This is a genomic window from Curtobacterium sp. PhB25 (assembly GCF_004365375.1).
Lineage (GTDB): Bacteria > Actinomycetota > Actinomycetes > Actinomycetales > Microbacteriaceae > Curtobacterium.
The window spans coordinates 35,971-57,371 of sequence record NZ_SODR01000004.1 but is presented as its reverse complement, the minus strand read 5'-3'; the positions used below and the strand labels follow the sequence as shown (position 1 = coordinate 57,371).

Annotated in this window: 19 protein-coding genes; 9 read left to right on the top strand and 10 right to left on the bottom strand. The window is 69.2% G+C overall.

Annotated elements, in window-relative coordinates; all coding sequences use genetic code 11:
* Positions 1 to 62 precede the first annotated feature (62 nt).
* Positions 63 to 1,418: an extracellular solute-binding protein gene (locus tag EDF51_RS09105; protein WP_111086245.1), complete on the bottom strand. Its 1,356-nt coding sequence runs from the start codon at positions 1,416 to 1,418 to the stop codon at positions 63 to 65.
* Positions 1,419 to 1,726: 308 nt separating this feature from the next.
* On the opposite strand from EDF51_RS09105, the gene EDF51_RS09100 reads away from it, so the two are divergent.
* Positions 1,727 to 3,232, top strand: coding sequence for an alpha-N-arabinofuranosidase (locus tag EDF51_RS09100; RefSeq protein WP_133937584.1), 1,506 nt, complete (start codon positions 1,727 to 1,729; stop codon positions 3,230 to 3,232).
* Between the two features lie 354 nt (positions 3,233 to 3,586).
* On the opposite strand, the gene EDF51_RS09095 is transcribed toward EDF51_RS09100, so the two are convergent.
* Positions 3,587 to 4,651, bottom strand: coding sequence for a LacI family DNA-binding transcriptional regulator (locus tag EDF51_RS09095; RefSeq protein ID WP_243837100.1), 1,065 nt, complete (start codon positions 4,649 to 4,651; stop codon positions 3,587 to 3,589).
* A gap of 161 nt (positions 4,652 to 4,812) precedes the next feature.
* Between EDF51_RS09095 and EDF51_RS09090 the strand changes: the two genes are divergently transcribed.
* The 4 genes from EDF51_RS09090 (at position 4,813) to EDF51_RS09075 (ending at position 10,081) form a co-directional block, all read left to right on the top strand.
* Entirely contained in the window at positions 4,813 to 5,760 is a 948-nt protein-coding gene (locus EDF51_RS09090) for a sugar ABC transporter permease (protein ID WP_131846757.1), read from the top strand.
* Positions 5,757 to 6,746 carry a carbohydrate ABC transporter permease gene (locus tag EDF51_RS09085; protein WP_208321832.1) on the top strand — a complete coding sequence of 330 codons (990 nt, stop codon included), beginning with the start codon at positions 5,757 to 5,759 and terminating at the stop codon, positions 6,744 to 6,746. Before EDF51_RS09090 ends, EDF51_RS09085 begins: the two co-directional genes overlap by 4 nt.
* A gap of 100 nt (positions 6,747 to 6,846) precedes the next feature.
* The gene (locus EDF51_RS09080; RefSeq protein ID WP_173169216.1) at positions 6,847 to 8,181 is read left to right on the top strand and encodes a sugar ABC transporter substrate-binding protein; all 1,335 of its coding nucleotides are present in this window, start codon (positions 6,847 to 6,849) and stop codon (positions 8,179 to 8,181) included.
* Positions 8,182 to 8,251: 70 nt separating this feature from the next.
* Entirely contained in the window at positions 8,252 to 10,081 is a 1,830-nt protein-coding gene (locus EDF51_RS09075) for a beta-galactosidase family protein (protein WP_134194533.1), read from the top strand.
* 88 nt (positions 10,082 to 10,169) lie between these two features.
* Here EDF51_RS09075 and EDF51_RS09070 read toward each other — a convergent pair whose 3' ends face one another.
* Both EDF51_RS09070 and EDF51_RS09065 read right to left on the bottom strand, forming a co-directional pair.
* Complete coding sequence (locus EDF51_RS09070) at positions 10,170 to 10,634, bottom strand: hypothetical protein (protein WP_133937990.1); 465 nt, start codon at positions 10,632 to 10,634, stop codon at positions 10,170 to 10,172.
* Entirely contained in the window at positions 10,631 to 10,930 is a 300-nt protein-coding gene (locus EDF51_RS09065) for a biopolymer transporter Tol (protein WP_133937988.1), read from the bottom strand. The genes EDF51_RS09070 and EDF51_RS09065 overlap by 4 nt, the downstream gene beginning before the upstream one ends.
* Positions 10,931 to 10,974: 44 nt before the next feature.
* Here EDF51_RS09065 and EDF51_RS09060 point away from each other — a divergent pair, with 44 nt between their 5' ends.
* Complete coding sequence (locus EDF51_RS09060; protein WP_133937986.1) at positions 10,975 to 12,048, top strand: spore photoproduct lyase family protein; 1,074 nt, start codon at positions 10,975 to 10,977, stop codon at positions 12,046 to 12,048.
* Here the strand turns inward: EDF51_RS09060 and EDF51_RS09055 are convergent.
* On the bottom strand, positions 12,036 to 12,692 hold the full coding sequence (locus EDF51_RS09055) for a TetR/AcrR family transcriptional regulator (protein WP_133937984.1): 657 nt from the start codon (positions 12,690 to 12,692) through the stop codon (positions 12,036 to 12,038). The genes EDF51_RS09060 and EDF51_RS09055 overlap by 13 nt on opposite strands.
* Before the next feature lie 92 nt (positions 12,693 to 12,784).
* Between EDF51_RS09055 and EDF51_RS09050 the strand changes: the two genes are divergently transcribed.
* Entirely contained in the window at positions 12,785 to 13,132 is a 348-nt protein-coding gene (locus EDF51_RS09050) for a DoxX family protein (protein ID WP_123938477.1), read from the top strand.
* A gap of 22 nt (positions 13,133 to 13,154) precedes the next feature.
* Here EDF51_RS09050 and EDF51_RS09045 read toward each other — a convergent pair whose 3' ends face one another.
* Both EDF51_RS09045 and EDF51_RS20295 read right to left on the bottom strand, forming a co-directional pair.
* Positions 13,155 to 14,255, bottom strand: a complete 1,101-nt coding sequence (locus tag EDF51_RS09045) for an SDR family oxidoreductase (protein ID WP_133937982.1) — start codon at positions 14,253 to 14,255, stop codon at positions 13,155 to 13,157.
* Between the two features lie 37 nt (positions 14,256 to 14,292).
* Positions 14,293 to 14,544 (bottom strand): DUF3253 domain-containing protein, encoded by a 252-nt coding sequence (locus EDF51_RS20295; RefSeq protein WP_235035881.1) that lies wholly within the window; start codon positions 14,542 to 14,544, stop codon positions 14,293 to 14,295.
* Between the two features lie 227 nt (positions 14,545 to 14,771).
* Here EDF51_RS20295 and EDF51_RS09035 point away from each other — a divergent pair, with 227 nt between their 5' ends.
* Complete coding sequence (locus EDF51_RS09035) at positions 14,772 to 16,112, top strand: alpha-amylase family glycosyl hydrolase (RefSeq protein ID WP_243834001.1); 1,341 nt, start codon at positions 14,772 to 14,774, stop codon at positions 16,110 to 16,112.
* A 78-nt stretch (positions 16,113 to 16,190) separates the two neighbouring features.
* On the opposite strand, the gene mmsB is transcribed toward EDF51_RS09035, so the two are convergent.
* From mmsB to chvE, 3 genes are all read right to left on the bottom strand, one after another.
* Entirely contained in the window at positions 16,191 to 17,372 is a 1,182-nt protein-coding gene (gene mmsB / locus EDF51_RS09030) for a multiple monosaccharide ABC transporter permease (RefSeq protein WP_111086259.1), read from the bottom strand.
* On the bottom strand, positions 17,359 to 18,909 hold the full coding sequence (mmsA, locus tag EDF51_RS09025; RefSeq protein ID WP_131845834.1) for a multiple monosaccharide ABC transporter ATP-binding protein: 1,551 nt from the start codon (positions 18,907 to 18,909) through the stop codon (positions 17,359 to 17,361). Before mmsA ends, mmsB begins: the two co-directional genes overlap by 14 nt.
* 102 nt (positions 18,910 to 19,011) lie before the next feature.
* Complete coding sequence (chvE, locus tag EDF51_RS09020) at positions 19,012 to 20,142, bottom strand: multiple monosaccharide ABC transporter substrate-binding protein (RefSeq protein ID WP_123672475.1); 1,131 nt, start codon at positions 20,140 to 20,142, stop codon at positions 19,012 to 19,014.
* Between the two features lie 181 nt (positions 20,143 to 20,323).
* On the opposite strand from chvE, the gene EDF51_RS09015 reads away from it, so the two are divergent.
* Entirely contained in the window at positions 20,324 to 21,373 is a 1,050-nt protein-coding gene (locus EDF51_RS09015) for a substrate-binding domain-containing protein (protein ID WP_131879540.1), read from the top strand.
* The last annotated feature ends 28 nt before the right edge of the window (positions 21,374 to 21,401 follow it).

Here is a 21,401-nt window from a genome sequence, read left to right as displayed (position 1 = left end):
GGAGCGTACGAGCCGGGCGGTCGTGTGCCCGGAGCGTACGAGCCGGGCGGTCGTGTGCCCGGTCACAGCGGGCTCGGGGTGTTCAGGTAGGTTGCGAGCTGCGACTTGATGGCACTGAGCGCCTGTGCGGGCGACGAGCTGCCCTGCTGCACGAGTGCCAGCTGGGCGCCGACGGTGCCCTCGAAGGTCGAGCCGGAGCCGCCGTACCAGGCGGGGTCGTCGAACACGGCGGTCTCGGCTGCGGCCGCGTAGTTCGACTGTGGCTTGAGCTCCTTGTAGGCGCTGCTGTCGAAGGTCGGGATGTAGGCGGGGACGTGCCCACCCTCGGCCCAGGTCAGGCTCTGCTCGAGCATCTGCTTGATGAAGAGCATGTGCTGCTTGCGCTGCTCCGGCGTGCGGTCCTTCTTCGGCAGCACGAAGGTGTGCGAGTCCGCCTGCGTCGCGGGCTTGTCGTAGAGCTGCGGGATCGGGGCCATGCCGAACTTCAGTCCCTTGATGGACTGCGCCGTGCTGATCTCCCACTCGCCCTGCATGAAGAAGCCGGCCTTGCCGTCGAACATCAGGGACTGTGCCGTGGCGTAGTCGAGCGCCTTGTTCATCCAACCCTGCTTGACCCACTTCTGGGTGCGGCTGGTGACCTCGTTGTAGGCGTCCTCGTTGACGGTGAGCTTCGCGCCGCCGTCGCTGATGAACGGGGTCGCGTCGTTGATCTGGTTGTACATCGTCCAGAAGAAGCGCCACGGGGTGGCGGTCTCCGGCACGACGTTGGCGACGTTGAGCGCGGTGCCGCCGGTGACCTTCGCGACCGCGGCGAGGGCACTCTCGAACGTGTCCATGCCGGACAGGTCCTTGAGGTTGCCGTCGCTGTCGAGCAGGCCCGCCTTCTTGCACACATCAACGTTGTAGAAGAGCACGAAGGGGTGGGTGTCGAGCGGGATGGCGATGTTGTTGCCGTCGGTCTTCTGCGCGGTCCACGCCTTCTGGTTGAAGTCGGCGGCACTGAGGCCGACGCTCGCCAGGTCCTCGGACGTGATCGGGTCGAGCAGGTCGCCGTCCCACAGTGGCTTCGCGCGGGTCAGGTGGGCGACCGCGACGTCCGGCGGCTTGTTCCCGACGGTGGCCAGTGTCAGCTTCGAGTAGTACGGGTTGCCCCACGCGAACGTGGTGGCCTGTAGCGAGCTCGATCCGCCGTGCTGCTTCGCGTAGCCGTCCTCCATCGCCTGCATGCGGAGGCCGTCACCGCCGCCGAAGAGGTTCCAGAAGACGAGCGTCTCGGGGTTGAGGGCGCTGCCGGCCAGGCCGGCCGCGATCGGGCTCGAGCACGCGGCGAGCGGCAGGACCGTCGCGGCCGCCGCTCCTGCGGCGAGGAAGCCGCGGCGCGAGAGGCGCGACGCGGGTGTTGCTGGGCGGTTCGGCATGGCATCACTCCATCGGGATGGGCCGGGCTCGGGAGCAGGGTCGGTGCTCCCGCCGGAGCATCGCTGCTCCGTTCGCGGAACACTGCTGCTCCGTGCACGAGAGCCGTGGGTCGGTGCTCCGTGAGCGCTCACATTAGCGCTCGCGAAGATCATCCGCCACCCCTTTCGCGTCGCCGTGGAACCCGGTAGCGTTTCGGTCAGGTGAGCGCTCACTTTCGTAACGGTCCGCTTCGCTACCCCTGGCGCCGGATCGAGCCCGCGCACCGCACGACCCGCAGTACCCGCTCTCGCACGATCGAAGGAGATCCATGCCCCGCACACACCTCGTCCTCGACGCCGCGTTCACCGTGGGGCCGGTGCGACGTCGCCTGTTCGGCGGGTTCGTCGAGCACCTCGGCCGCCACGTCTACGACGGCATCCACGAGCCCGCGCACGAGACCGCCGACGAGCACGGCTTCCGGAAGGACGTCGTCGAGCTCGTCAAGGAACTCGGCGTCTCCGCCATCCGCTACCCCGGCGGCAACTTCGTCTCGGGCTACAAGTGGGAGGACGGCGTCGGCCCCGTCGAGCAGCGCCCGAAGCGCCTCGACCTGGCCTGGCACTCGACCGAGACCAACGAGGTCGGCCTGCACGAGTTCCAGCACTGGCTCGACCAGGTCGGCTCGGAACTCATGCTCGCCGTGAACCTCGGCACACGTGGCACCGCCGAGGCGATCGAGCTGCTCGAGTACGCGAACATCGACGCCGGCACCGCACTGTCCGAGTACCGCAAGTCCAACGGGCGCCAGGAGCCCTTCGCCATCAAGATGTGGTGCCTCGGCAACGAGATGGACGGCCCGTGGCAGCTCGGCCACAAGAACGCCGAGGACTACGGCAAGCTCGCCGCCATGACCGCGAAGGCCATGCGCCAGATCCAGCCCGACCTCGAGCTGGTTGCCTGCGGTTCGTCCGGAGCGTCGATGCCGACGTTCGGCGAGTGGGAGCGCACCGTCCTCGAGCACACCTACGACGACGTGGACTACATCTCCGCGCACGCCTACTACGAAGAGGACAACGACCTGCCGTCGTTCCTCGCCGCCGGCGTCAACATGGACCACTTCATCAAGACGGTCACCACCGCTGCCGACCACGTGCAGGCGCAGAAGAAGTCCGACAAGCGCATCGACATCTCGTTCGACGAGTGGAACGTTTGGTCGATCACGAAGTGGCACGAGCAGGCCGCCGAGTTCACGCTCGACGAGTGGCCCGTCGCCCCGCGTCTGCTCGAGGACGTCTACACCGTCGCCGACGCCGTCGTCGTGGGTGGGCTGCTCATCTCGCTGCTCCGCCACGCGGACCGCGTCGCCTCGGCCTCGCTCGCGCAGCTCGTCAACGTCATCGGCCCGATCATGACCGAGCCCGGCGGCCCGGCCTGGCGCCAGACGACGTTCTTCCCGTTCTCGGTGACGTCGCGCCTGGCGAACGGCACGTCGCTGCAGGTCAAGGCCTCGGGTGACACCGTCGACGGCGGCAAGTACGGCGAGGTGCCGGTCGTGGACTCGGCCGCCACCGTGACCGAGGACGGCAAGGCAGCGGTCTTCCTCATCAACCGCCACCCGTCCGAGTCGACCACCGTCACGATCGACCTCGCGGGCTTGGCGGCCTCGGGCGACGTCCGTGCCGAGGGCGTCTGGGACGACGACATCCACGCCGTGAACGACCTCTCGTCCACCGAGCGCGTCGGGCTCCGCACGAACGAGACGGTCAGCCGCGACGGCGACACCATCACGATCGAGCTGCCGCCCGTGTCCTGGACCGCCGTGTCGATCGGCTGAGACGCCTCGGCGTTCGCTGCGGCGGGCGTCGAGTGAGCACAGAGGACGTCGGGCGCTCGCGCCCGACGTCCTCTGCTCGTTCGTGCGGGGCGCGGGGCGCCGGCCGCGACTTCACGGGCCGGGCGACAGTTCACGGGGCGCGGCGCGCGTGAGGTGTCGCTGGGCACGAAACGTGCGCGGCTGGCGGACGGGAGGACCGTGGCGGGCTGGCGCCGGGCCTCCCGTCCGGCGCGTGCGCGAGATCACGGGCTGGGCGACAGTTCACGGGGTGCGGCGCGCGTGAGGTGTCGCTGGGCACGAAACGTGCGCAGCGCGCAGCGCAGCGCAGCGCAGCGCGGCGCGCAGCGCAGCGCGTCAGCGCGCGGCGGGCGGCGGCGCGGTGCTCGCCCGCTCCACCAGGCGCACGGGCACCAGATCGGGGGCGGAGGACACGGACTCGCCGTCGATCTGGGCGAGCAGGTTCGCGACGGCTCGGCGCCCGACCTCGTCGAAGGACTGGTGCACGGTGGTGAGCGGCGGCCAGAAGGAGTCGGACTCGGGGGAGTCGTCGAAGCCCACCACGCTGAGCGACGACGGCACGGACCGCCCGAGCTCGTGCGCGGCGCGGAGCACTCCGAGCGCGGTCTGGTCGTTGGCGGCGAAGACGGCGGTGATGTCCGGGCGTGCGGCGATGGTCAGGCCGGCGCGGTAGCCGGAGTCGGTGCTCCAGCCGCCGTGGAACACCGGCGGGACGAGCCGACCGGCGCGCTCGAGGGTGTCCTGCCATGCGGCCAACCGGCGTGCGGCGGAGTACGACGAGGTCGGTCCGGCGACGTGCCAGACGGTCTCGTGGCCGAGGTCGAGCAGGTGCTGGGTGGCCTGGCGCGCGCCGTCGGTCTGGTCGGTGTCGATCGCCGGGTGGTCGGTGCTGCCGGTGGAGTCGATGATGACCATGGGCACACCGTCGGGCAGCACGACCTCGGCCGTGTCGATGATGTGCGACTCGATGATGATCACGACGCCGTCGACGGCCTGTTCGTGCAGGCGGGAGAACGCGGAGCGCACGCCTTCTTCGGTGCGCGAGGCCATCGGCAGCAGCGTGATCGTGAAGTCCGCTGCCCCGGCGGCGTCGGCGATCGCCTCGAGCGTGCGCATGTTGCCGAAGGACGCGAGCGTGAACATGATCACGCCGATGGTGCGGAAGCGCCCCGATCGGAGAGCCCGTGCGGCACGGTTGGGCCGGTAGCCCAGGGTGTCCATGGCGCGCTGCACGCGGTCGCGGGTGTCCGGGCTGACGTTGTCGAACCCGCGGGCGACGCGCGAGACGGTCTGCATCGAGACCCCGGCGGCGTCGGCGACGGCGGCCATCGAGGGGGAGCGGCGGGTGCCGGCGGGGGACTCGGTCGTCATCGGCTCGAGCTCCTTCCGTTGCGGGATCACGCAGTCTGCGTTCCCGGACGCTAGCGCATGTTGACGTTGCCATGCTATCGTCCTGACGTTCGATGTTGACGTCAACATCTGCGACCGCCAGAGCGCCCGTCACCGGGCCCGGGTCGCGGCCGAGACACCGGACACCCGAACGCAGCAGACGAAGGAGTCACATGAGCACGCTCGCAGCGCGGCCCGGCGAGGCAGCCGCAGCGCAGCCGGCAGCCCCCCGCCCGGCAGGTCGCCGGACCAAGGCGCGGGGGCGCTACACCGGTTGGCTGTTCGTCGGCCCCTTCGTGGTCGTCCTGATCGCCATGCTCATCGTCCCGATCGGCTACGCCCTCTGGCTCAGCCTGTTCCGCGACCAGCTCATCGGCGGCAACCAGTTCGTCTGGTTCGCCAACTACGTCCAGCTCTTCCAGGACGCCAAGTTCTGGTCCGGGTTCGGCCGGGTCGCGATCTTCCTGGTCGTCCAGGTGCCGATCATGCTCGGGCTCGCACTCGTCGCCGCCCTCGCACTCGACAGCGCACGGCTCTGGGGCACGTCGTTCTTCCGCATCGCGGTGTTCCTGCCCTACGCCGTCCCCGGTGTCGTCGCGGCCCTGATCTGGGGCTTCATCTACGGCAACCAGTTCGGCCTGACCGGTGCGGCGAACGACGCGCTCGGCATCGACCTGCTGCAGCCGTTCAGCCCCACCTGGGTGCTGACCTCCATCGGCAACGTGGTCACGTGGGAGTTCCTCGGCTACAACATGCTGATCTTCTACGCCGCACTCCGCACGGTCCCCGGTGAGCTGTACGAGGCCGCCGAGCTCGACGGCGCCGGCCCCCTGCGCACGGTCTTCTCGATCAAGCTCCCGGCCCTGCGCGGCCCGATGGTCATCGCCACCATCTTCTCGATCATCGGCAGCTTCCAGCTCTTCAACGAGCCGAACCTGCTGAAGACCCTGGCCCCGAACGTCATCGGCAGCGCCTTCACCCCGAACATGTACGCCTACTCGCTGTCCTTCAGCGGCCAGCAGTTCAACTACTCCGCCACCGTCGCGATCGTGATGGGCGTGATCACCGCGGTGATCGCCTACGTCGTCCAGGTCCGCGGAACCCGCCAGGAGAACCGATGAGCACCATCCAGCACCCCGCGGCCGGCGCCGCCGGACCGGCCACGGTCACCGAGGCGACCACGACGCAGCGCGACCCGCGCACCCGCTCGACCCGGGCCTCCAGGAAGGCCGAGCGGAAGGCCGAGCAGCACGTCGACGGACGCAGGCCGAAGCGTTCCGGCCTGCTGACCGCGGTCATGGTCGTCTTCGTCGTCTACTCGTTCGCGCCGCTGTTCTACCTGCTCGTGAACAGCACGAAGACGCAGGCGTCGCTGCTCTCCACCTTCGGGCTCTGGTTCGGCGGGGACTTCAACCTCTGGCAGAACATCGTCGACACCGTCACCTACAACGACGGCATCTTCCTGCAGTGGTTCGGCAACACGTTGCTCTACGTGGTCGTCGGTGCCGGTGGCGCCACCCTGCTCGCGACCGTCGCGGGCTACGGCATGGCGAAGTTCCAGTTCCCCGGACGCCGCGCGGTGTTCGCCATCGTGCTCGGTGCCATCGCGGTCCCCGGCACGGCCCTGGCGGTCCCGACCTTCCTGCTCTTCTCGCAGGTCGGCCTGACCAACACCCCGTGGTCGATCATCCTGCCGTCGCTCATCAGCCCGTTCGGCATGTACCTGATCTGGACCTACGCGGTCGACGCGATCCCCGCCGAGCTCCTCGAGGCCGCCCGCATGGACGGTGCCGGCGAGTTCCGGATCTTCTTCACCATCGCGCTCCGCCTGCTCGCTCCCGGTGTCGTGACCGTCTTGCTCTTTGCGGTCGTCGCCACCTGGAACAACTACTTCCTGCCGCTCATCATGCTGAGCGATCCGAAGTGGTACCCCCTGACGGTCGGCCTGAACCAGTGGAACGCCCAGGCCACCGGGTCCGGTGCGCAGCCGATCTACAACCTCGTCGTCACGGGATCGCTCCTCACGATCATCCCGATCGTGGTCGCGTTCCTCTTCCTCCAGCGCTTCTGGCAGTCCGGCCTCGCGGCCGGGTCCGTCAAGGCCTGATCCGTCGGACGGGAGGCCCGTGGCGACCTCGCCACGCGCCATCCGGTCCGGAACGCAGCAGCCCTACCCCCCTCTCCACGAAGAAGTGAAAGGCACCCCCATGAACAAGCGTCTCCGGCGCGGGCTCAGCGCCCTCGCCATCGGCGTCACCGCCACGATCGCCCTCGCCGCCTGCGCGACCGGCGGCTCGTCGTCCGGTGGCTCGTCCGACGACATCACCAAGGCACTGAAGGACGGTGGCACCCTGACCTACTGGTCGTGGACCCCCTCCGCCAAGGCCCAGGTCGCCGCGTTCGAGAAGCAGTACCCCAAGGTGAAGGTCAAGCTCGTCAACGCCGGCACCGGCGCCGACCAGTACACCAAGCTCCAGAACACCGTGAAGGCCGGCTCGGGCGCCCCCGACGTCGCCCAGGTCGAGTACTTCGCGCTGCCGCAGTTCGCCCTGTCCGACTCGCTGCTCGACCTGTCCGGCTACGGCTTCGACTCGCTCGAGGACAAGTTCGCGAAGAGCACCTGGAGCTCGGTGTCGATCGACGACAAGGTCTACGGCCTGCCGCAGGACTCCGGCCCCATGGCGCTGTTCTACAACAAGACGGTCTTCGACAAGCACGACATCGCCGTGCCGAAGACCTGGGACGAGTACGTCGCCGCCGCGAAGAAGCTGCACGAGGCCGACCCGAACGCCTACATCGCGGCCGACTCCGGCGACGCCGGCTTCACCACGAGCATGATCGCCCAGGCCGGCGGTACCCCGTTCACCACCGACGGTGACAAGGTGACCATCAACCTGCAGGACGAGGGCTCGAAGAAGTGGACGAGCACCTGGAACGAGCTCGTCGAGCAGGGCCTGCTGTCGAAGACCGTCGGCTGGACCGACGACTGGTACAAGCAGCTCGGCAACGGTGAGATCGCCACGATGATCACCGGCGCCTGGATGCCCGGCAACCTGGAGTCCGGCGTCGCCCAGGCCTCGGGTGACTGGCGCGTCGCCCCGATGCCGACCTACGACGGCGGCACCGCCCAGACCGCGAACAACGGCGGCAGCGCCGAGGTCGTCATGAAGCAGTCGAAGAACCCGGCCCTCGCCGCGGGCTTCCTGAAGTGGCTGAACTCGTCCAAGGAGTCGACCGGCGTCTTCATGAAGTCCGGCGGGTTCCCCTCGACGACCGCTGACCTCGACTCGTCGGCCTTCCTCGACGAGAAGCCGTCCTACTTCGGTGGGCAGCAGATCAACAAGGTGCTCGTCGACGCGTCGAAGTCCTCGGACAACGACTTCACCTACCTGCCGTACCAGGTTTACGCGAACAGCGTCTACGCCGACACCGTCGGTCAGGCGTACGAGAACGGCACCTCGCTCGACGCCGGCCTCGAGGCCTGGCAGAAGGCCCTCGCCAAGTACGGCAAGGACCAGGGCTTCACGGTCTCGACCAAGTAGCACCGGCACCAACTCCCCGGGGTCGTGCGGACATCGTCCGCACGACCCCGCTGTCTGAAAGAGTCATCTCATGCGATTCGCCATCGGCGACACCGACTTCCTGCTCGACGGCGAGCCGCACCGCGTGCTGTCCGGTGCGATCCACTACTTCCGCGTGCACCCCGACCTGTGGGCCGACCGGATCCGCAAGGCGAAGCTGATGGGCCTCAACACCATCGAGACCTACGTCGCCTGGAACGCGCACGCGCCGTCGCCCGGGGTCTTCGACCTTTCGGGCGGGCTCGACCTCGGCCGGTTCCTCGACCTGGTCGCTGCCGAGGGGATGCGCGCCATCGTCCGCCCCGGCCCGTACATCTGCGCGGAGTGGACCAACGGCGGCCTGCCGTACTGGTTGTTCACGGACGGCTCCGTGGGCGTCCGGCGCAACGAGCCCGGGTTCCTCGCGGCGGTCCAGACGTACCTGCAGCACCTGGCCCCCGTGCTGGTTCCGCGGCAGATCGACCAGGGCGGGCCCATCGTCCAGGTGCAGGTCGAGAACGAGTACGGCGCCTACGGCTCCGACCCCGAGTACCTGCGTGCACTCGAGCAGATGCACCGAGACATCGGGCTGACCGTCCCGTTCACGAGCGTCGACCAGCCGATGGGCACGATGCTCGAGGACGGTTCGCTACCGTCGCTGCACAAGACCGGCTCGTTCGGCTCGCGGTCCGCGGCGCGCCTCGAGCGCCTGCGGCAGGCCCAGCCGACCGGCCCCCTGATGTGCTCGGAGTTCTGGGACGGCTGGTTCGACAGCTGGGGCGAGCACCACCACACCACCTCGGCCGCGGACAGCGCTGCGGACCTCGACGTCCTGCTCGCCGCCGGCGGCTCGGTGAACATCTACATGTTCCACGGTGGCACGAACTTCGGCTTCACCAACGGCGCCAACGACAAGGGCGTCTACCGTCCGATCGCGACGTCGTACGACTACGACGCCCCGCTCGACGAAGCTGGTCGGCCCACCTCGAAGTTCCACGCCTTCCGCGCGGTCATCGAGCGCTACGCGCCCGTCCCGCCGCTGCCGGCGTCGATGGAGCCGGGCGGGTCGGGTCGACTCGCGTCCGATGCGGCGGACGGAGTCGGCCTGGAGGCCCGGATCACCCCCGCCACGGACCTCGCCGTCCGCCTCGACCGCGTCGCGTCGCTCCGCTCCCTGCTGCCCACGCTCACGACGTGGTCGGCGCACGACGAGCCGCCGACGTTCGACGCACTCGGTGCGGCCAGCGGCTTCGTCCTGTACCGGGCCGAGGTCGACCTGCCGACCGGCGGAGTGCTGACCATCGGGGAAGAGGTCCGCGACCGCGCGATCGTGTCCGTCGACGGCGTAGTCGTCGGCGTCCTGGAGCGCGAGCACCACGACCGCGCCGTCGTCCTGCCGCCGGTGACCGGCACGCTCGAACTGCTCGTCGAGGACCAGGGCCGGGTCGACTACGGCATCCGCATCGGCGAACCGAAGGGCCTGATCGGCGGAGTCGCCGTCGACGGTGTCCCGCTGTCGCGCTGGACCGCGGCACCGTTGGCGCTCGACCCGATCGCACCGTCCGCCCTCGATGCGCTGTCCGCGGTGGAGCCGACGGACGGCGAGGTGCTCGCCGGGCCGACGTTCGCCGCAGGGTCGTTCGACCTCGACGCGGTGGACGACCGCTACCTGGCGCTCGACGGCTTCCGCAAGGGTGTCGCCTGGGTGAACGGGTTCTGCCTCGGCCGGTACTGGTCGCGCGGCCCGCAGCAGACCCTGGCGATCCCCGGCCCGGTCCTGCGCTCAGGCCGGAACGACCTCCTCGTCCTCGAGCTGCACGCGTCGGCATCCCGCACGGCCCACCTGCTCCTCGAGCCGTCCTTAGGCCACACCGAGGGCTGACGAGGCTCGCCGCGTACCTGGTCGAATCGGGCGTACCTGGTCGGAACTTCCGACCAGGTACGCCCGATTCCGCTTTCCACCGCGGGCGTCATGGGACGTTTCGGACTTCGTGAGTCGCTGCCCACGCCCGCACCTCGAGGAGCGCCTCGCGTCGCCAGCGCCAGAGCGGGGCGAACCTCGTGCCGTCGTCCTCCCATGCTCGGGTCAGCAGCCAGATCTGCCGTCGGTGGCCGACACCGCGATCGTCGCGCCACTCGACGTACGCGTCGTCGAGCACCGCGGTGATGCCCGCACGCGGTGCGGTCCACGACGACAGGAAGCCGGAGTACCGGAGGGTTTCGTCGGACAGGTGCACGGCGACGCGACGGAGCCTGGCCGTGGCCCAGGTCCCGCCGGCGATGAAGGCGACACCGAGGACGAAGACGAACACCCGCGCCGATGCTCCGGGTACGAAGGCCACGCTCGCGAGTGCGACTCCTGTCCCGATCATCACCGGGCCGAACACGATGAGGTTCAGGATGCGGTCCAGGCGCGGCGGACGGATCGTCGTCACGGCAGAGCGTCCAGGTCGGCCAGGGCCTGCTCGGCGTCGGCGATCCGATCGGCCTCGGGGCGCGTCCACCACTCCGTGCCGCGTTCGCCCAGACCGTGCTTCGCGAGCCCGTTCCGGTGCCGTGCCGCGGCCAGCGCAGCGTCGTCGCCCGCGCGCTTCGCGGTCTTCACCGCGTTGCGCCCGCGCCCCAGGTGGGAACGGAGCGCGGCCGCGAGTTCCTCGGGCAGGGCCGGGTCGGTGCGGCGCCAGCGTCGGCCGTTCACCAAGAAGTAATGGTCGTCGGCTTCGGCGGTCATGCCCCGAGTCTGCACCGTCAGTGGTCCCCGGTAGACAGGAGTCGATGAGCAACGACCGCGCCCGCCCGATGCTCGACGTCCGTCGGATCTACGCCGAGCCCGCTGCCCTCGAACTGCAGCGCGGGCAAGAGGTGATCGGGCGCTGGCCGGACGCCGAGATCGTGCCGGTGGAGTCCCACTGGAACATCCCCGAGGTGCACGGCGATGAGCGCAACGTGCAGCGGTGGGTCCGGATCAAGACCGAGGCGCTGGTGCTCGGCGTGAAGAAGTCGTTGATCACGCGACCGAACGGCCGCTCCGCCGACTTCATCGCGCCCTCGACGGCGAACGGCTGTGCGATGGCGTGTGCGTACTGCTACGTCCCGCGGCGCAAGGGCTACAGCAACCCCGTCACGGTGTTCGCCAACATCGACCAGATCACGAAGCACGTCGCTCGCAACATCGCGAAGCAGGGGCCGAAGACCGAGCCGAACCAGTGCGATCCCGAGTCGTGGGTGTACGACATCGGCGAGAACAGCGACTGCTCGGTCGACGCGATGATCAGCGACAACGTCCGTGACCTGTGCGACCTGTTCCGGATGACCCCGACCGCGAAGGCGTCCTTCGCGACGAAGTACGTCAACCGCGAGTTGCTCGACTGGGACCCGATGGGCCGGACGCGCATCCGGTTCTCGCTCATGCCGCACGACACCGCGAAGGTCACCGACATCCGGACGAGTCCCGTCGCCGAGCGGATCGCTGCGGTGAACGAGTTCGTCGACGCCGGCTACGAGGTCCACCTCAACTTCTCGCCCGTCATCGTCACCCCGACGTGGGAGTCCGACTGGACCGAGCTGCTGCGGCAGGTCGACGACGTACTGTCACCGGCCGCCAAGGCGCAGATCGCGGCCGAGGTGATCTTCCTCACGCACAACCAACCCCTGCACGAGGTCAACCTCGGCTGGCACCCGAAGGCCGAGGACCTGCTCTGGCGCCCCGACCTGCAGGAGCAGAAGGTGTCGCAGAACGGTGCGGTGAACGTCCGCTACCGGTCCGGGATGAAGGGGCAGCTCATCGAGCGCTTCCGCGAGCTCGTCGCCGAGCACCTGCCGTCCTGTCGGATCCGCTACGCCTTCTGACGGTCGGCGGGCTGGTGACGCTCCGCCAGTGCCCGACGGACCTGGTCGCCGCGCAGGGGGCGTCCGGCCAGCACGCCGCGCGGGATGTCCGCCGCCCGGAACCCGTCGAGCACCAGGTCCACCCAGCGTCGGTACGCCTCGGGCGCGACCCGGCCGAAGGTGCGGATCGTCTCCGCGATCGACAGCTGCAGGAGTGCGACGTCGGCCAGCGTGGCGTCGGCGCGGAGGACCGCGGCCGCCTGCCCGGCTGTGAAGAGGGCGTCGATCCCGTCCTGCACGGCGATGCGGAGCCGGAGGAGTTCCGGAGCGTCGCGGTAGTCGGTGGTCATGAGTTCGCTGAACCCGGTGCGGCGCGCCTCGATCGCCGCCGTCTCGCGGACGAAGGTCGCGAAGCCCTCCCACGGGTCCGAGGCGGACAGCTCGCGGCAGTGCTCGACGAGGTCGAGCACCTCGTGCATCGGCTCGACCAGGACGGCTTCCCACAGCGCCGCTCGGGTCGGGAAGTGCCGGTACAGGGTCGCGTTGCCGAGTCCCGCTGCGACCGCGATCGGTTCCAGTGCAGCCTGGAGGCCGTGGTCGGTGAACGCGGACCGGGCCGCGTCGACGAGCGCCTGACGGTTCCGGGCGACGTCTCGGCGGGTCATGCACCGAGCCTAGATCGCGTGGCCGGGAATACGGGGAGCAGTCCCCGGTTTGAAACGGGGACAAGCATCCGTTTCATCACCTGGAGTTCCCCGTGCACATCGCTGCCGTCGTCCTGTCCCTCGTCCTCGCCGTGGCCCTGCTCGGGTCGGGCGTCATGAAACTCGTCCGCAACCCGAAGATCGTCGCCTCGATGCAGGCCGTCCACGTCACTCCCGCGCAGATGACGGTCCTCGGGGTGCTCGAGGTCGCCGCTGCCGCCGGGCTCGTCATCGGCATCTGGTGGGTGCCGCTCGCCATCGCCGCGGCCATCGGCGCGGTGGTCTACTTCGTCGGCGCCGTGGTGGCGCACCTCCGAGCGCACGACAAGGACCTGCAGGGCGCCGTCGTCCTGCTGGTGCTGTCGGTCGCGACGCTCGTGGTGCTCCTGCTCGCGCTGTAGCCCGCTGTCCCGGGCCGACGGCTCAGGGGATGAGTCGGTCGGCCCGGTAGCGCGCGAACAGGTCGGCGAACGCGCGTTCGGTCCGGCGGAAGGCCGTGAACCCGGCCTCGCGGCTCTTCGCCATGTCGGTGACGACCTCCATCGCGCGACCGAGGTCGGCGTCGGTGTGCCACCACGAGGCGAGTCGCGTGATGTCCGCCTCTGCCAGACCGTGTCGCTCGGCGATGCCGGCCCACTCCGACTCGTACGGCGCCATCTGCTGCTCGAGCGGTCGCGGCTCGTCCTGGTACCCGACCGCGCGCGCCGGGTCGACGCCGAGGTGCGCCGCGAGGCGCGGCCACATCCAGCGCCACCGGAAGACGTCACCGTTCACGATGTTGAACGCCTCGTCGGCACCCTCGGGTGCGGTCGCCGCCCAGACCATCTGCTCGGCGAGGATCCCCGCCTCGGTCATGTCGGTCAGGCCGTTCCACTGCGCCTCGCTGCCCGGGAACACGAAGTCCAGGTCGAGCTCCTTCGCGAGCGTCGCCTGCACCGCGATCGTCAGGCCCATGTTCATGGCGTTGCCGACGGCGTGCCCGATCACGGTGTGCGAGCGGTGCACCGACCACGTGAAGCCCTGGCGCTCGGCGGCGGCGAACAGTTCGTCCTCTTGTGCGTAGTAGAAGTTCGGGGTGTCCAGGCGGGGCTCTTCCTCGTGGAAGGGCGTGTCCGGCATCTCGCCCGCGGCGTAGGCCTCGAACGGGCCGAGGTAGTGCTTCAGCCCGGTCACCAGCGCGACGTGCGCCAGCGGGGCGTGCGCGAGTGCGGCGAGCAGGTCGCGGACCATGCCGCCGTTCACGCGGATGTTCTCCGCCTCCGTCTCCTGGCGCTGCCACGCGGTGAAGAACACGTGCGTGGCACGCTCGTCGGCCAGCGCGGCGCCGAGGCTGTCGGGATCGCGGAGGTCCGCGGCGACGGTCCGGACGTCCTGCTGGGGGAGCGGTCGGCGGGACAGCGCGGTCACGTCCCAGCCGAGGTCGAGCAGGTGGCCCACCAGGGCGGAGCCGGTGATGCCGCTCGCTCCCACGACGAGGGCTCGGGGCTGGACGGGGGTCGGTTCGGTCGATCCGGTTGCAGTCATCCCCGTCCCCAACCGACGGTGCGCGACAGGTGTTCCCTCACCGCGGGCGGCGGATGCGGATCGGGCCCTTCGCGGTCGACGGGTCCACGACGGAGCCGCCCTGGGTGATCTCGACCTCGCCGCGCGCCATCATGCGCTGGGCCGCTCGACGGGCGGGCTCCATGAGCGGGCGCCAGTCGTCCGGTTCGAGCGACCGAGCGACCTCGGACGGGCAGATGCTCGAGGTGCGTGCCCGTGCGGCGAGCAGCTCGTCGATGCGCTGTTCGAGTGCCAGGTCCGTCCGGTCCACTCCGTGGCGGCGGCAGGCGCGGGAACACCACTTGGTTTCGGGTGCCGCCGTCGACGGCATCCGACGGCCGCACGACGCACAGGTCCGATCGGCCTGTGCCGACTCCGACGCCGCAGCGTCCGCTTCCGTCCTGATCGCACGTCCCATGCCCACATCCTCGTCCTGTCGTCCCTGTCCGTTCCCAGCACAGGAGCGCCCAGCACAGGCGCGGCTGGCAGTGTCGAGGGGTGAGCACCGACACCGCACCGTCCCGTCCGCCCGAGCCCGCCTGGGTCCCGCACGTCATGTGGTGGCACGTGTACCCGCTCGGGTTCGTCGGGGCGGACGTCCGCCCGGGGGTGCCGGTCGAGGAGCGCGCCGTCGAGCACCGTCTCGGCCGCATCGAACCCTGGCTCGACCACGTGGTGGACCTCGGCTTGAACGGCCTGGTGCTCGGGCCGGTGTTCGCGAGCTCCACCCATGGCTACGACACGGTGGACCACTTCCGGATCGACCCTCGGCTCGGCGACGACTCCGACTTCGACCGTCTGGTGTCCGGGGCGCACGAGCGGGGGATCCGGGTCCTGCTCGACGGTGTCTTCAACCACGTCGGCCGTGAGCATCCGGCGTTCCGGGCGCTCGAAGAAGAGGGACCGGACGCGGCGACCGCTGGCCTGTTCGCGATCGACTGGTCGGGGTGGACGCCGGGGCAGCCGGTTCCCGTCGGGTTGTTCGAGGGACACGACATCCTCGTGGCGCTGGACCACGACAGCCGAGCGTCCGAGGACCTCGTCGTGCAGATCATGACGCACTGGCTGGAGCGCGGGATCGACGGCTGGCGCCTCGATGCTGCGTACGCGGTCCCACCGGCGTTCTGGGCCAGGGTGCTGCCGCGGGTGCGCGAGCGGTTCCCGGACGCGTGGTTCAGCGGTGAGGTGATCCACGGCGACGCGGCGGCGATCGCGCGGGAGTCGACCATGGACTCGTTGACGCAGTACGAACTGTGGCAGGGCATCTGGCACGGCATCGCGGACGGCAACGGCCACGAACTGGCGCACGCGATCGAGCGGCACGACGCCCTGCTCGAGACGTTCGCCCCGACGACCTTCATCGGCAACCACGACGTCACCCGCATCGCGAGCGCCGTGGGGGAGCAGTTCGCCGGGCACGCGGCCGCGGTGTTGTTCACCGTCGCCGGCACCCCGATCGTCTACGCGGGCGACGAGTACGGCTGGACCGGGGTGAAGGAGGAACGCGCGGGTGGCGACGACGCGGTCCGACCGGAGTTCCCGGACACACCACCCGCAGCGGGCGATCTGACGCACGCGTACGAGGCCCTGATCGCCCTGCGCCGCCGCAACCCGTGGTTGCACCGGGCGCACACCGACGTGGTGCACTTGACGAACACGGCGGTCGTCCTGCGGACCGCGACGTCGGACGCGGCCGTGGTGACCGCCCTGAACCTGTCGGCCGATCCCGTCGAGGTGCCCGCGGCGGATGCGACGCGGGTGGAGGCGGGCGGCGCGGATCTCGGGGACGGGACCCTGCGCCTCCCGGCGAGGGGTTGGGCCGTCGCGTCACGATCGTGAGCAGAAAAGGTCGGGTCCCCACAGAGGACCCGACCTTTTCTGTTCACCAAGCGACCGCGAACGCGACCGCGCGCATCCCTACTTGCGCGCGGCAGCAGCCCGACGCTTGTTGAACACGTCGAACGCGACGGCGGCGAGCAGGACCAAGCCCTTGATGAGCGACTGGTACTCGGTGCCGACGCCGAGGATCGACATACCGTTGTTGAGCAGACCGATGATGAGACCACCGACGATGGCGCCGGGGACCGTGCCGATGCCGCCGGTGACCGCTGCGCCACCGATGAACACCGCGGCGATGGCGTCGAGTTCGAAGCCGTTGCCCGCACCGGGTGCCGCCAGGTTGAGCTGACCGGTGAAGACCACGCCGGCCAGGGCCGAGATGACTCCCATGTTGACGAACAGCATGAACGTGACGCGCTTCGTCTTCACGCCGGACAGCTGCGCGGCCAGGGCGTTGCCGCCGATGGCGTAGACGTGGCGGCCGAACACCGCGCTCCGCATGATGACCGAGTAGATCACCACGAGTGCGCCGAGGATGACGAGCACGATCGGGGTGCCGTTGTAGCTCGCGAGCAGCAGGGCCACGTAGACGACCAGCACGACGCCGAAGACGAGCTTCACGATGAACCAGGCGAACGGTTCGCTCTCGAGCTGGTACTTGCGGCGGGTGGCCCGGCCGCGGAACGCCGTGACGGCCATGACGGCCGCGGCGGCGAAGCCGAGGATCATCGTGAGCGGCTCGTACCCGGTGGTGCCGAACGACGGCAGGAAGCCGGACCCGAGGGCACGGAACCCGTCCGGGAACGGCGAGATCTGCTGGTTGTGCAGCACGATCTGCGCCGCACCGCGGAAGGCGAGCATGCCGGCCAGGGTGACGATGAACGCCGGGATCCCGAAGTAGGCGATCCAGAACCCCTGCCAGGCGCCGACGAGCGCTCCGACGACGAGGCAGAGCACGACGGCGATCGGCCACGGGATGTGCCACTGCGTGATCATCACGCCGGCCATGGCGCCGGTGAAGGCGACGACCGACCCGACGGACAGGTCGATGTGCCCGGCGATGATGACCATCACCATGCCGATGGCGAGGATGAGGATGTAGCTGTTCTGGACGATCAGGTTCGAGACGTTGATCGGGGCCAGGGTGATGCCGTTGGTCGTCACCTGGAAGAAGACGACGATGACGATCAGCGCGATGAACAGGCCGATCTGTCGGAGCTGCCCGGTGAGGTAGCCGGCGGCGGACTTAAGCGCGTTCATTGACAGGGGTCTCCCGTTCCTGGGTCATGTACTGCATGAGGACCTCTGGGGTGGCCTCGGAGCGGGGCACATCGGCGGTGATGGTGCCCTCGGAGAGTGTGTAGATGCGGTCGCAGATGCCGAGGAGCTCCGGGAGCTCCGAGGAGATCACGATGACCCCCTTGCCCTGGTCCGCGAGGCTGTTGATGATCGTGTAGATCTCGTACTTCGCACCGACGTCGATGCCGCGGGTCGGCTCGTCGAGGATGAGCACGTCCGGGTCGGTGTACATCCACTTCGACAGGACGACCTTCTGCTGGTTGCCGCCGGAGAGCTTGCCCGTGATGACGTCGACGTTCGGTGCCTTGATGTTGAGGTTCTTCAGGAACTGCCCGGCGACCGTGGTCTCCTCCGACGCGTTCACGAAGCCCCAGCTGGCGAGCTTGCCGAGCGCCGACCCGGAGATGTTCCGTTTGATGTCGTCGATGAGGTTCAGGCCGTAGCGCTTGCGGTCCTCGGTGACGTACGCGATGCCGTGGTCGATCGCCTGCGACACCGTGTGGGTCTTGATCGGCTCGCCGCGCTTGTAGACGGTGCCGCTGATGCCGGATCCGTACGACCGGCCGAACACGCTCATCGCGAGTTCGGTCCGCCCGGCGCCCATGAGTCCGGCGATGCCGACGATCTCGCCGGCTCGCACGTTCAGGTCGACCTGGTGGATGATCTCGCGTGACCCGTCGAGCGGGTGGTGGACCGTCCAGTCCTCGATCCGCAGGAGCTCCTCGCCGATCTTCGGCTCGTGCTCGGGGTACCGGTTCGACAGGTCGCGGCCGACCATCCCGCGGATGATGCGGTCCTCGGAGACGTCGTCGGCGTGCATGTCGAGCGTCTCGATGGTCTTGCCGTCGCGGATGATCGTGACCTTGTCGGCGATCGCCTTGATCTCGTTGAGCTTGTGGCTGATGATGATCGCCGTCATGCCCTCGGCCTGCAACGAGCGGATGAGCTCGAGCAGGTGCGCGGAGTCGTCGTCGTTCAGGGCAGCGGTGGGCTCGTCGAGGATGAGGAGCTTGACCTTCTTCGACAGTGCCTTCGCGATCTCGACGAGCTGTTGCTTGCCGACACCGATGTCCACGATCTTCGTGACCGGGTTGTCCTTGAGGCCGACGCGCTGCAGGAGCTCGGCGGCTGCCAGGTTCGTCTTGTTCCAGTCGATGAAGCCGCCCTTGGACCGCTCGTTGCCGAGGAAGATGTTCTCGGCGATCGACAGGAACGGGCTCAGCGCGAGTTCCTGGTGGATGATGACGACGCCAGCGGCTTCGGAGTCGTTGATGTTCGCGAACGAGACAGGTGCGCCGTCGAGCAGGATCTCGCCCTCGAAGGAGCCGTGCGGGTAGACGCCCGACAACACCTTCATGAGGGTCGACTTGCCGGCGCCGTTCTCGCCGCAGATGGCGTGGACCTGTCCACGCTCGACCTCGATCGAGACGCCCTGCAGGGCCTTCACGCCGGGGAACGTCTTGGTGATGTCACGCATCTCGAGGATCGTGTCCGTCACGTCGACCGCCTTCCGTGGTGCGCGCCGTGGCGCGCGGATGGGGCGGACGGGAGGCACGGGGCGGGGTCGACCCGTGCCTCCTGTCCGACAGGTGGGTTGCGACTACTTCAGGTCGGCTTCGGTGTAGTAACCCGAGTCGACGAGGACTTCCTTGTAGTTGTCCTTGGTGACGACCGTCGGCTGGAACAGGAAGGTCGGGACGACCTTGACCTTGTTGTCGTAGCTCTTCGTGTCGTTGACCTCGGGCTTGTCACCGGTGAGCAGGTCCTCGGCCATGGTGACCGACTGCTTGGCGAGCTTGCGGGTGTCCTTGTAGATGGTCGAGTACTGCTGACCGGCGATGATCGACTTGACCGAGGCCGCCTCGGCGTCTTGGCCCGTCACGATCGGCAGCGGACGGTCGCTGGTGCCGTAGCCGGCACCCTGCAGTGCCGAGATGATTCCGATCGAGATGCCGTCGTACGGCGAGAGCACGCCGTCGAGCGTGGTGCCGCCCGAGTACGACTTCGCGACGAGGTTCTGCATGCGGGCCTTGGCGGTCGCCGGGTCCCACTGCTGCGTGGCGGCCTGCGAGAGCTGGTCCTGACCGGACTGGATCTTCAGCGTGCCGTCCTCGAGGTACGGCTTGAGGGTCTTCATGGCGCCGTTGAAGAAGAAGCTGGCGTTGTTGTCGTCGAGCGAGCCGGCGAAGACCTCGATGTTGAACGGGCCCTTCTCGCCGGTCTTCTCGCCCTTGTCGTCGAGGACGCCGAGGCCGGTGAGCAGGCTCGTCGCCTGGTCGACGCCGACCTTCTCGTTGTCGAACGACACGTAGTAGTCGACGTTCTTGTTGCCCGTCAGCAGGCGGTCGTAGGAGATCACCTTGATGCCGGCCTTGGCGGCGGCGTCGAGCTGGTCGGAGAGGGCTCCGCCGTCGATCGACGCGATGATGAGGACCTTCGCGCCCTTCGTGATCATGTTGCTGACCTGCTGGGCCTGCTGCTGGACCTTGTTGTCGCCGTACTCGAGGTCGACCTTGTAACCGGCCTTCTCGAGGTCGCTCTTGACGGCGTCGCCGTCCTTGATCCAGCGTTCCGAGACCTTGGTCGGCATGGCGACGCCGACGAGGGCGCCCTTGTTGTCGCTGCTGCTGCCGCCGCCGTCGGTGGACGCGCGGCCACCGGCCGAGCAGCCGGCGAGTGCGATCGCGATGCCGAGGGCTGCTACGCCCGCGATGATCCTGCGCTTCGTCATCGAAGTACCTCTGTTCCTCTCGCGTCGTCCTCGACGCGCTCAGGTGCCGGGGCTGCTGTGCCCCGAGGGATGTGCTCGTGTGAGCGCTCACATACTGGGGCTTTCGTAACGGGGTGTCAACTCGACCTGACCGTTTCGCGATCTTGCCGCGCGGGCCGGACTGCGCGGTACGGTTGGCCTCGTGACGACCACGACCGCCCCAGGGGGCACGGGCGGCAAACGCCGGAAGGCTCCGACGATCTTCGACGTCGCCGAGCGTGCGGGCGTCTCCCACCAGACCGTCTCGCGCGTGATCAACGGCGACCCGACGGTCCGCGACGCCTTCCGCACGCAGGTCACCGACGCCGTCCACGACCTCGGCTACCGGCCCCGCGCCGCCGCCCGCGCACTCGCCGGGGGGCGGAGCCGCGCGCTCGGCATCATCACCGCCGGCGACGCGCTGTACGGCCCGTCGAGCACCGCGATCGGCTTCGAACGCGCGGCCCGGTCGGCCGGGTACCACGTGCTGCTCTCCACCCTGCCCGAGGAACCGACGCCGTCCGACCTGTCCGGTGCACTCACGACGCTGCTCGCGCAGGACGTCGCCGCGATCGTGCTCGTCGCCGCGGACAACCGGGTGCTCGACGCCCTCGGGTCGCTCACCGTGCCGGTCACCGTGCCGGTCGTCGTGTCCAACGCCGTGCAGCGCGACGCCGTGCGGACCCCGGCGGCGTCGACCGTCGCCGCGGTCGCGATCGACCAGGCCGCCGGGACGTCGCTCGTGATGGAACACCTGTTCGGGCGCGGGTACCGGCGGATCGTGCACATCGCCGGCCCGCCCGTCTCGCAGGAGTCCGAGGTGCGTCGCGCCACGTACGTCCGGATCATGCAGGACGCCGGCCTCGAGCCCGTCGTGCTCGACGGCGACTGGACCCCGGGGAGCGGGTTCGCGGCCGCGCGGCACATCGACGTGACGGCCGTCGACGCGGTGTTCGCCGGCAACGACCAGATGGCGCTCGGGGTGCTCCACGCCTTCGCCGACGAGGGCCTGCGCGTGCCCGACGACATCGCGGTGGTCGGGTTCGACGACGTGCCCGAGGCCGCGCACTTCACGCCGCCGCTGACCACCGTGCGGCAGGACTTCCGGGCGATGGGGGAGCGGGTGCTCGACACCGTGCGGGCCCTGGTCGAGGGCGAGCCGCGCGACGAGACGTTGCTGGCGCCCGAGCTCGTGGTGCGCCGCAGCGCCTAGCTCGGCGGACCTCGCACGGTGCGAGGGG

Bases quoted from the DNA above. Each gene is read 5' to 3' on its own strand.
- EDF51_RS09105 (WP_111086245.1), bottom strand. From the start codon at position 1,418: ATGCCGAACCGCCCAGCAACACCCGCGTCGCGCCTCTCGCGCCGCGGC.
- EDF51_RS09100 (WP_133937584.1), top strand. From the start codon at position 1,727: ATGCCCCGCACACACCTCGTCCTCGACGCCGCGTTCACCGTGGGGCCG.
- EDF51_RS09090 (WP_131846757.1), top strand. From the start codon at position 4,813: ATGAGCACGCTCGCAGCGCGGCCCGGCGAGGCAGCCGCAGCGCAGCCG.
- EDF51_RS09085 (WP_208321832.1), top strand. From the start codon at position 5,757: ATGAGCACCATCCAGCACCCCGCGGCCGGCGCCGCCGGACCGGCCACG.
- EDF51_RS09080 (WP_173169216.1), top strand. From the start codon at position 6,847: ATGAACAAGCGTCTCCGGCGCGGGCTCAGCGCCCTCGCCATCGGCGTC.
- EDF51_RS09075 (WP_134194533.1), top strand. From the start codon at position 8,252: ATGCGATTCGCCATCGGCGACACCGACTTCCTGCTCGACGGCGAGCCG.
- EDF51_RS09065 (WP_133937988.1), bottom strand. From the start codon at position 10,930: ATGACCGCCGAAGCCGACGACCATTACTTCTTGGTGAACGGCCGACGC.
- EDF51_RS09060 (WP_133937986.1), top strand. From the start codon at position 10,975: ATGAGCAACGACCGCGCCCGCCCGATGCTCGACGTCCGTCGGATCTAC.
- EDF51_RS09055 (WP_133937984.1), bottom strand. From the start codon at position 12,692: ATGACCCGCCGAGACGTCGCCCGGAACCGTCAGGCGCTCGTCGACGCG.
- EDF51_RS09045 (WP_133937982.1), bottom strand. From the start codon at position 14,255: ATGACTGCAACCGGATCGACCGAACCGACCCCCGTCCAGCCCCGAGCC.
- mmsB (WP_111086259.1), bottom strand. From the start codon at position 17,372: ATGAACGCGCTTAAGTCCGCCGCCGGCTACCTCACCGGGCAGCTCCGA.
- chvE (WP_123672475.1), bottom strand. From the start codon at position 20,142: ATGACGAAGCGCAGGATCATCGCGGGCGTAGCAGCCCTCGGCATCGCG.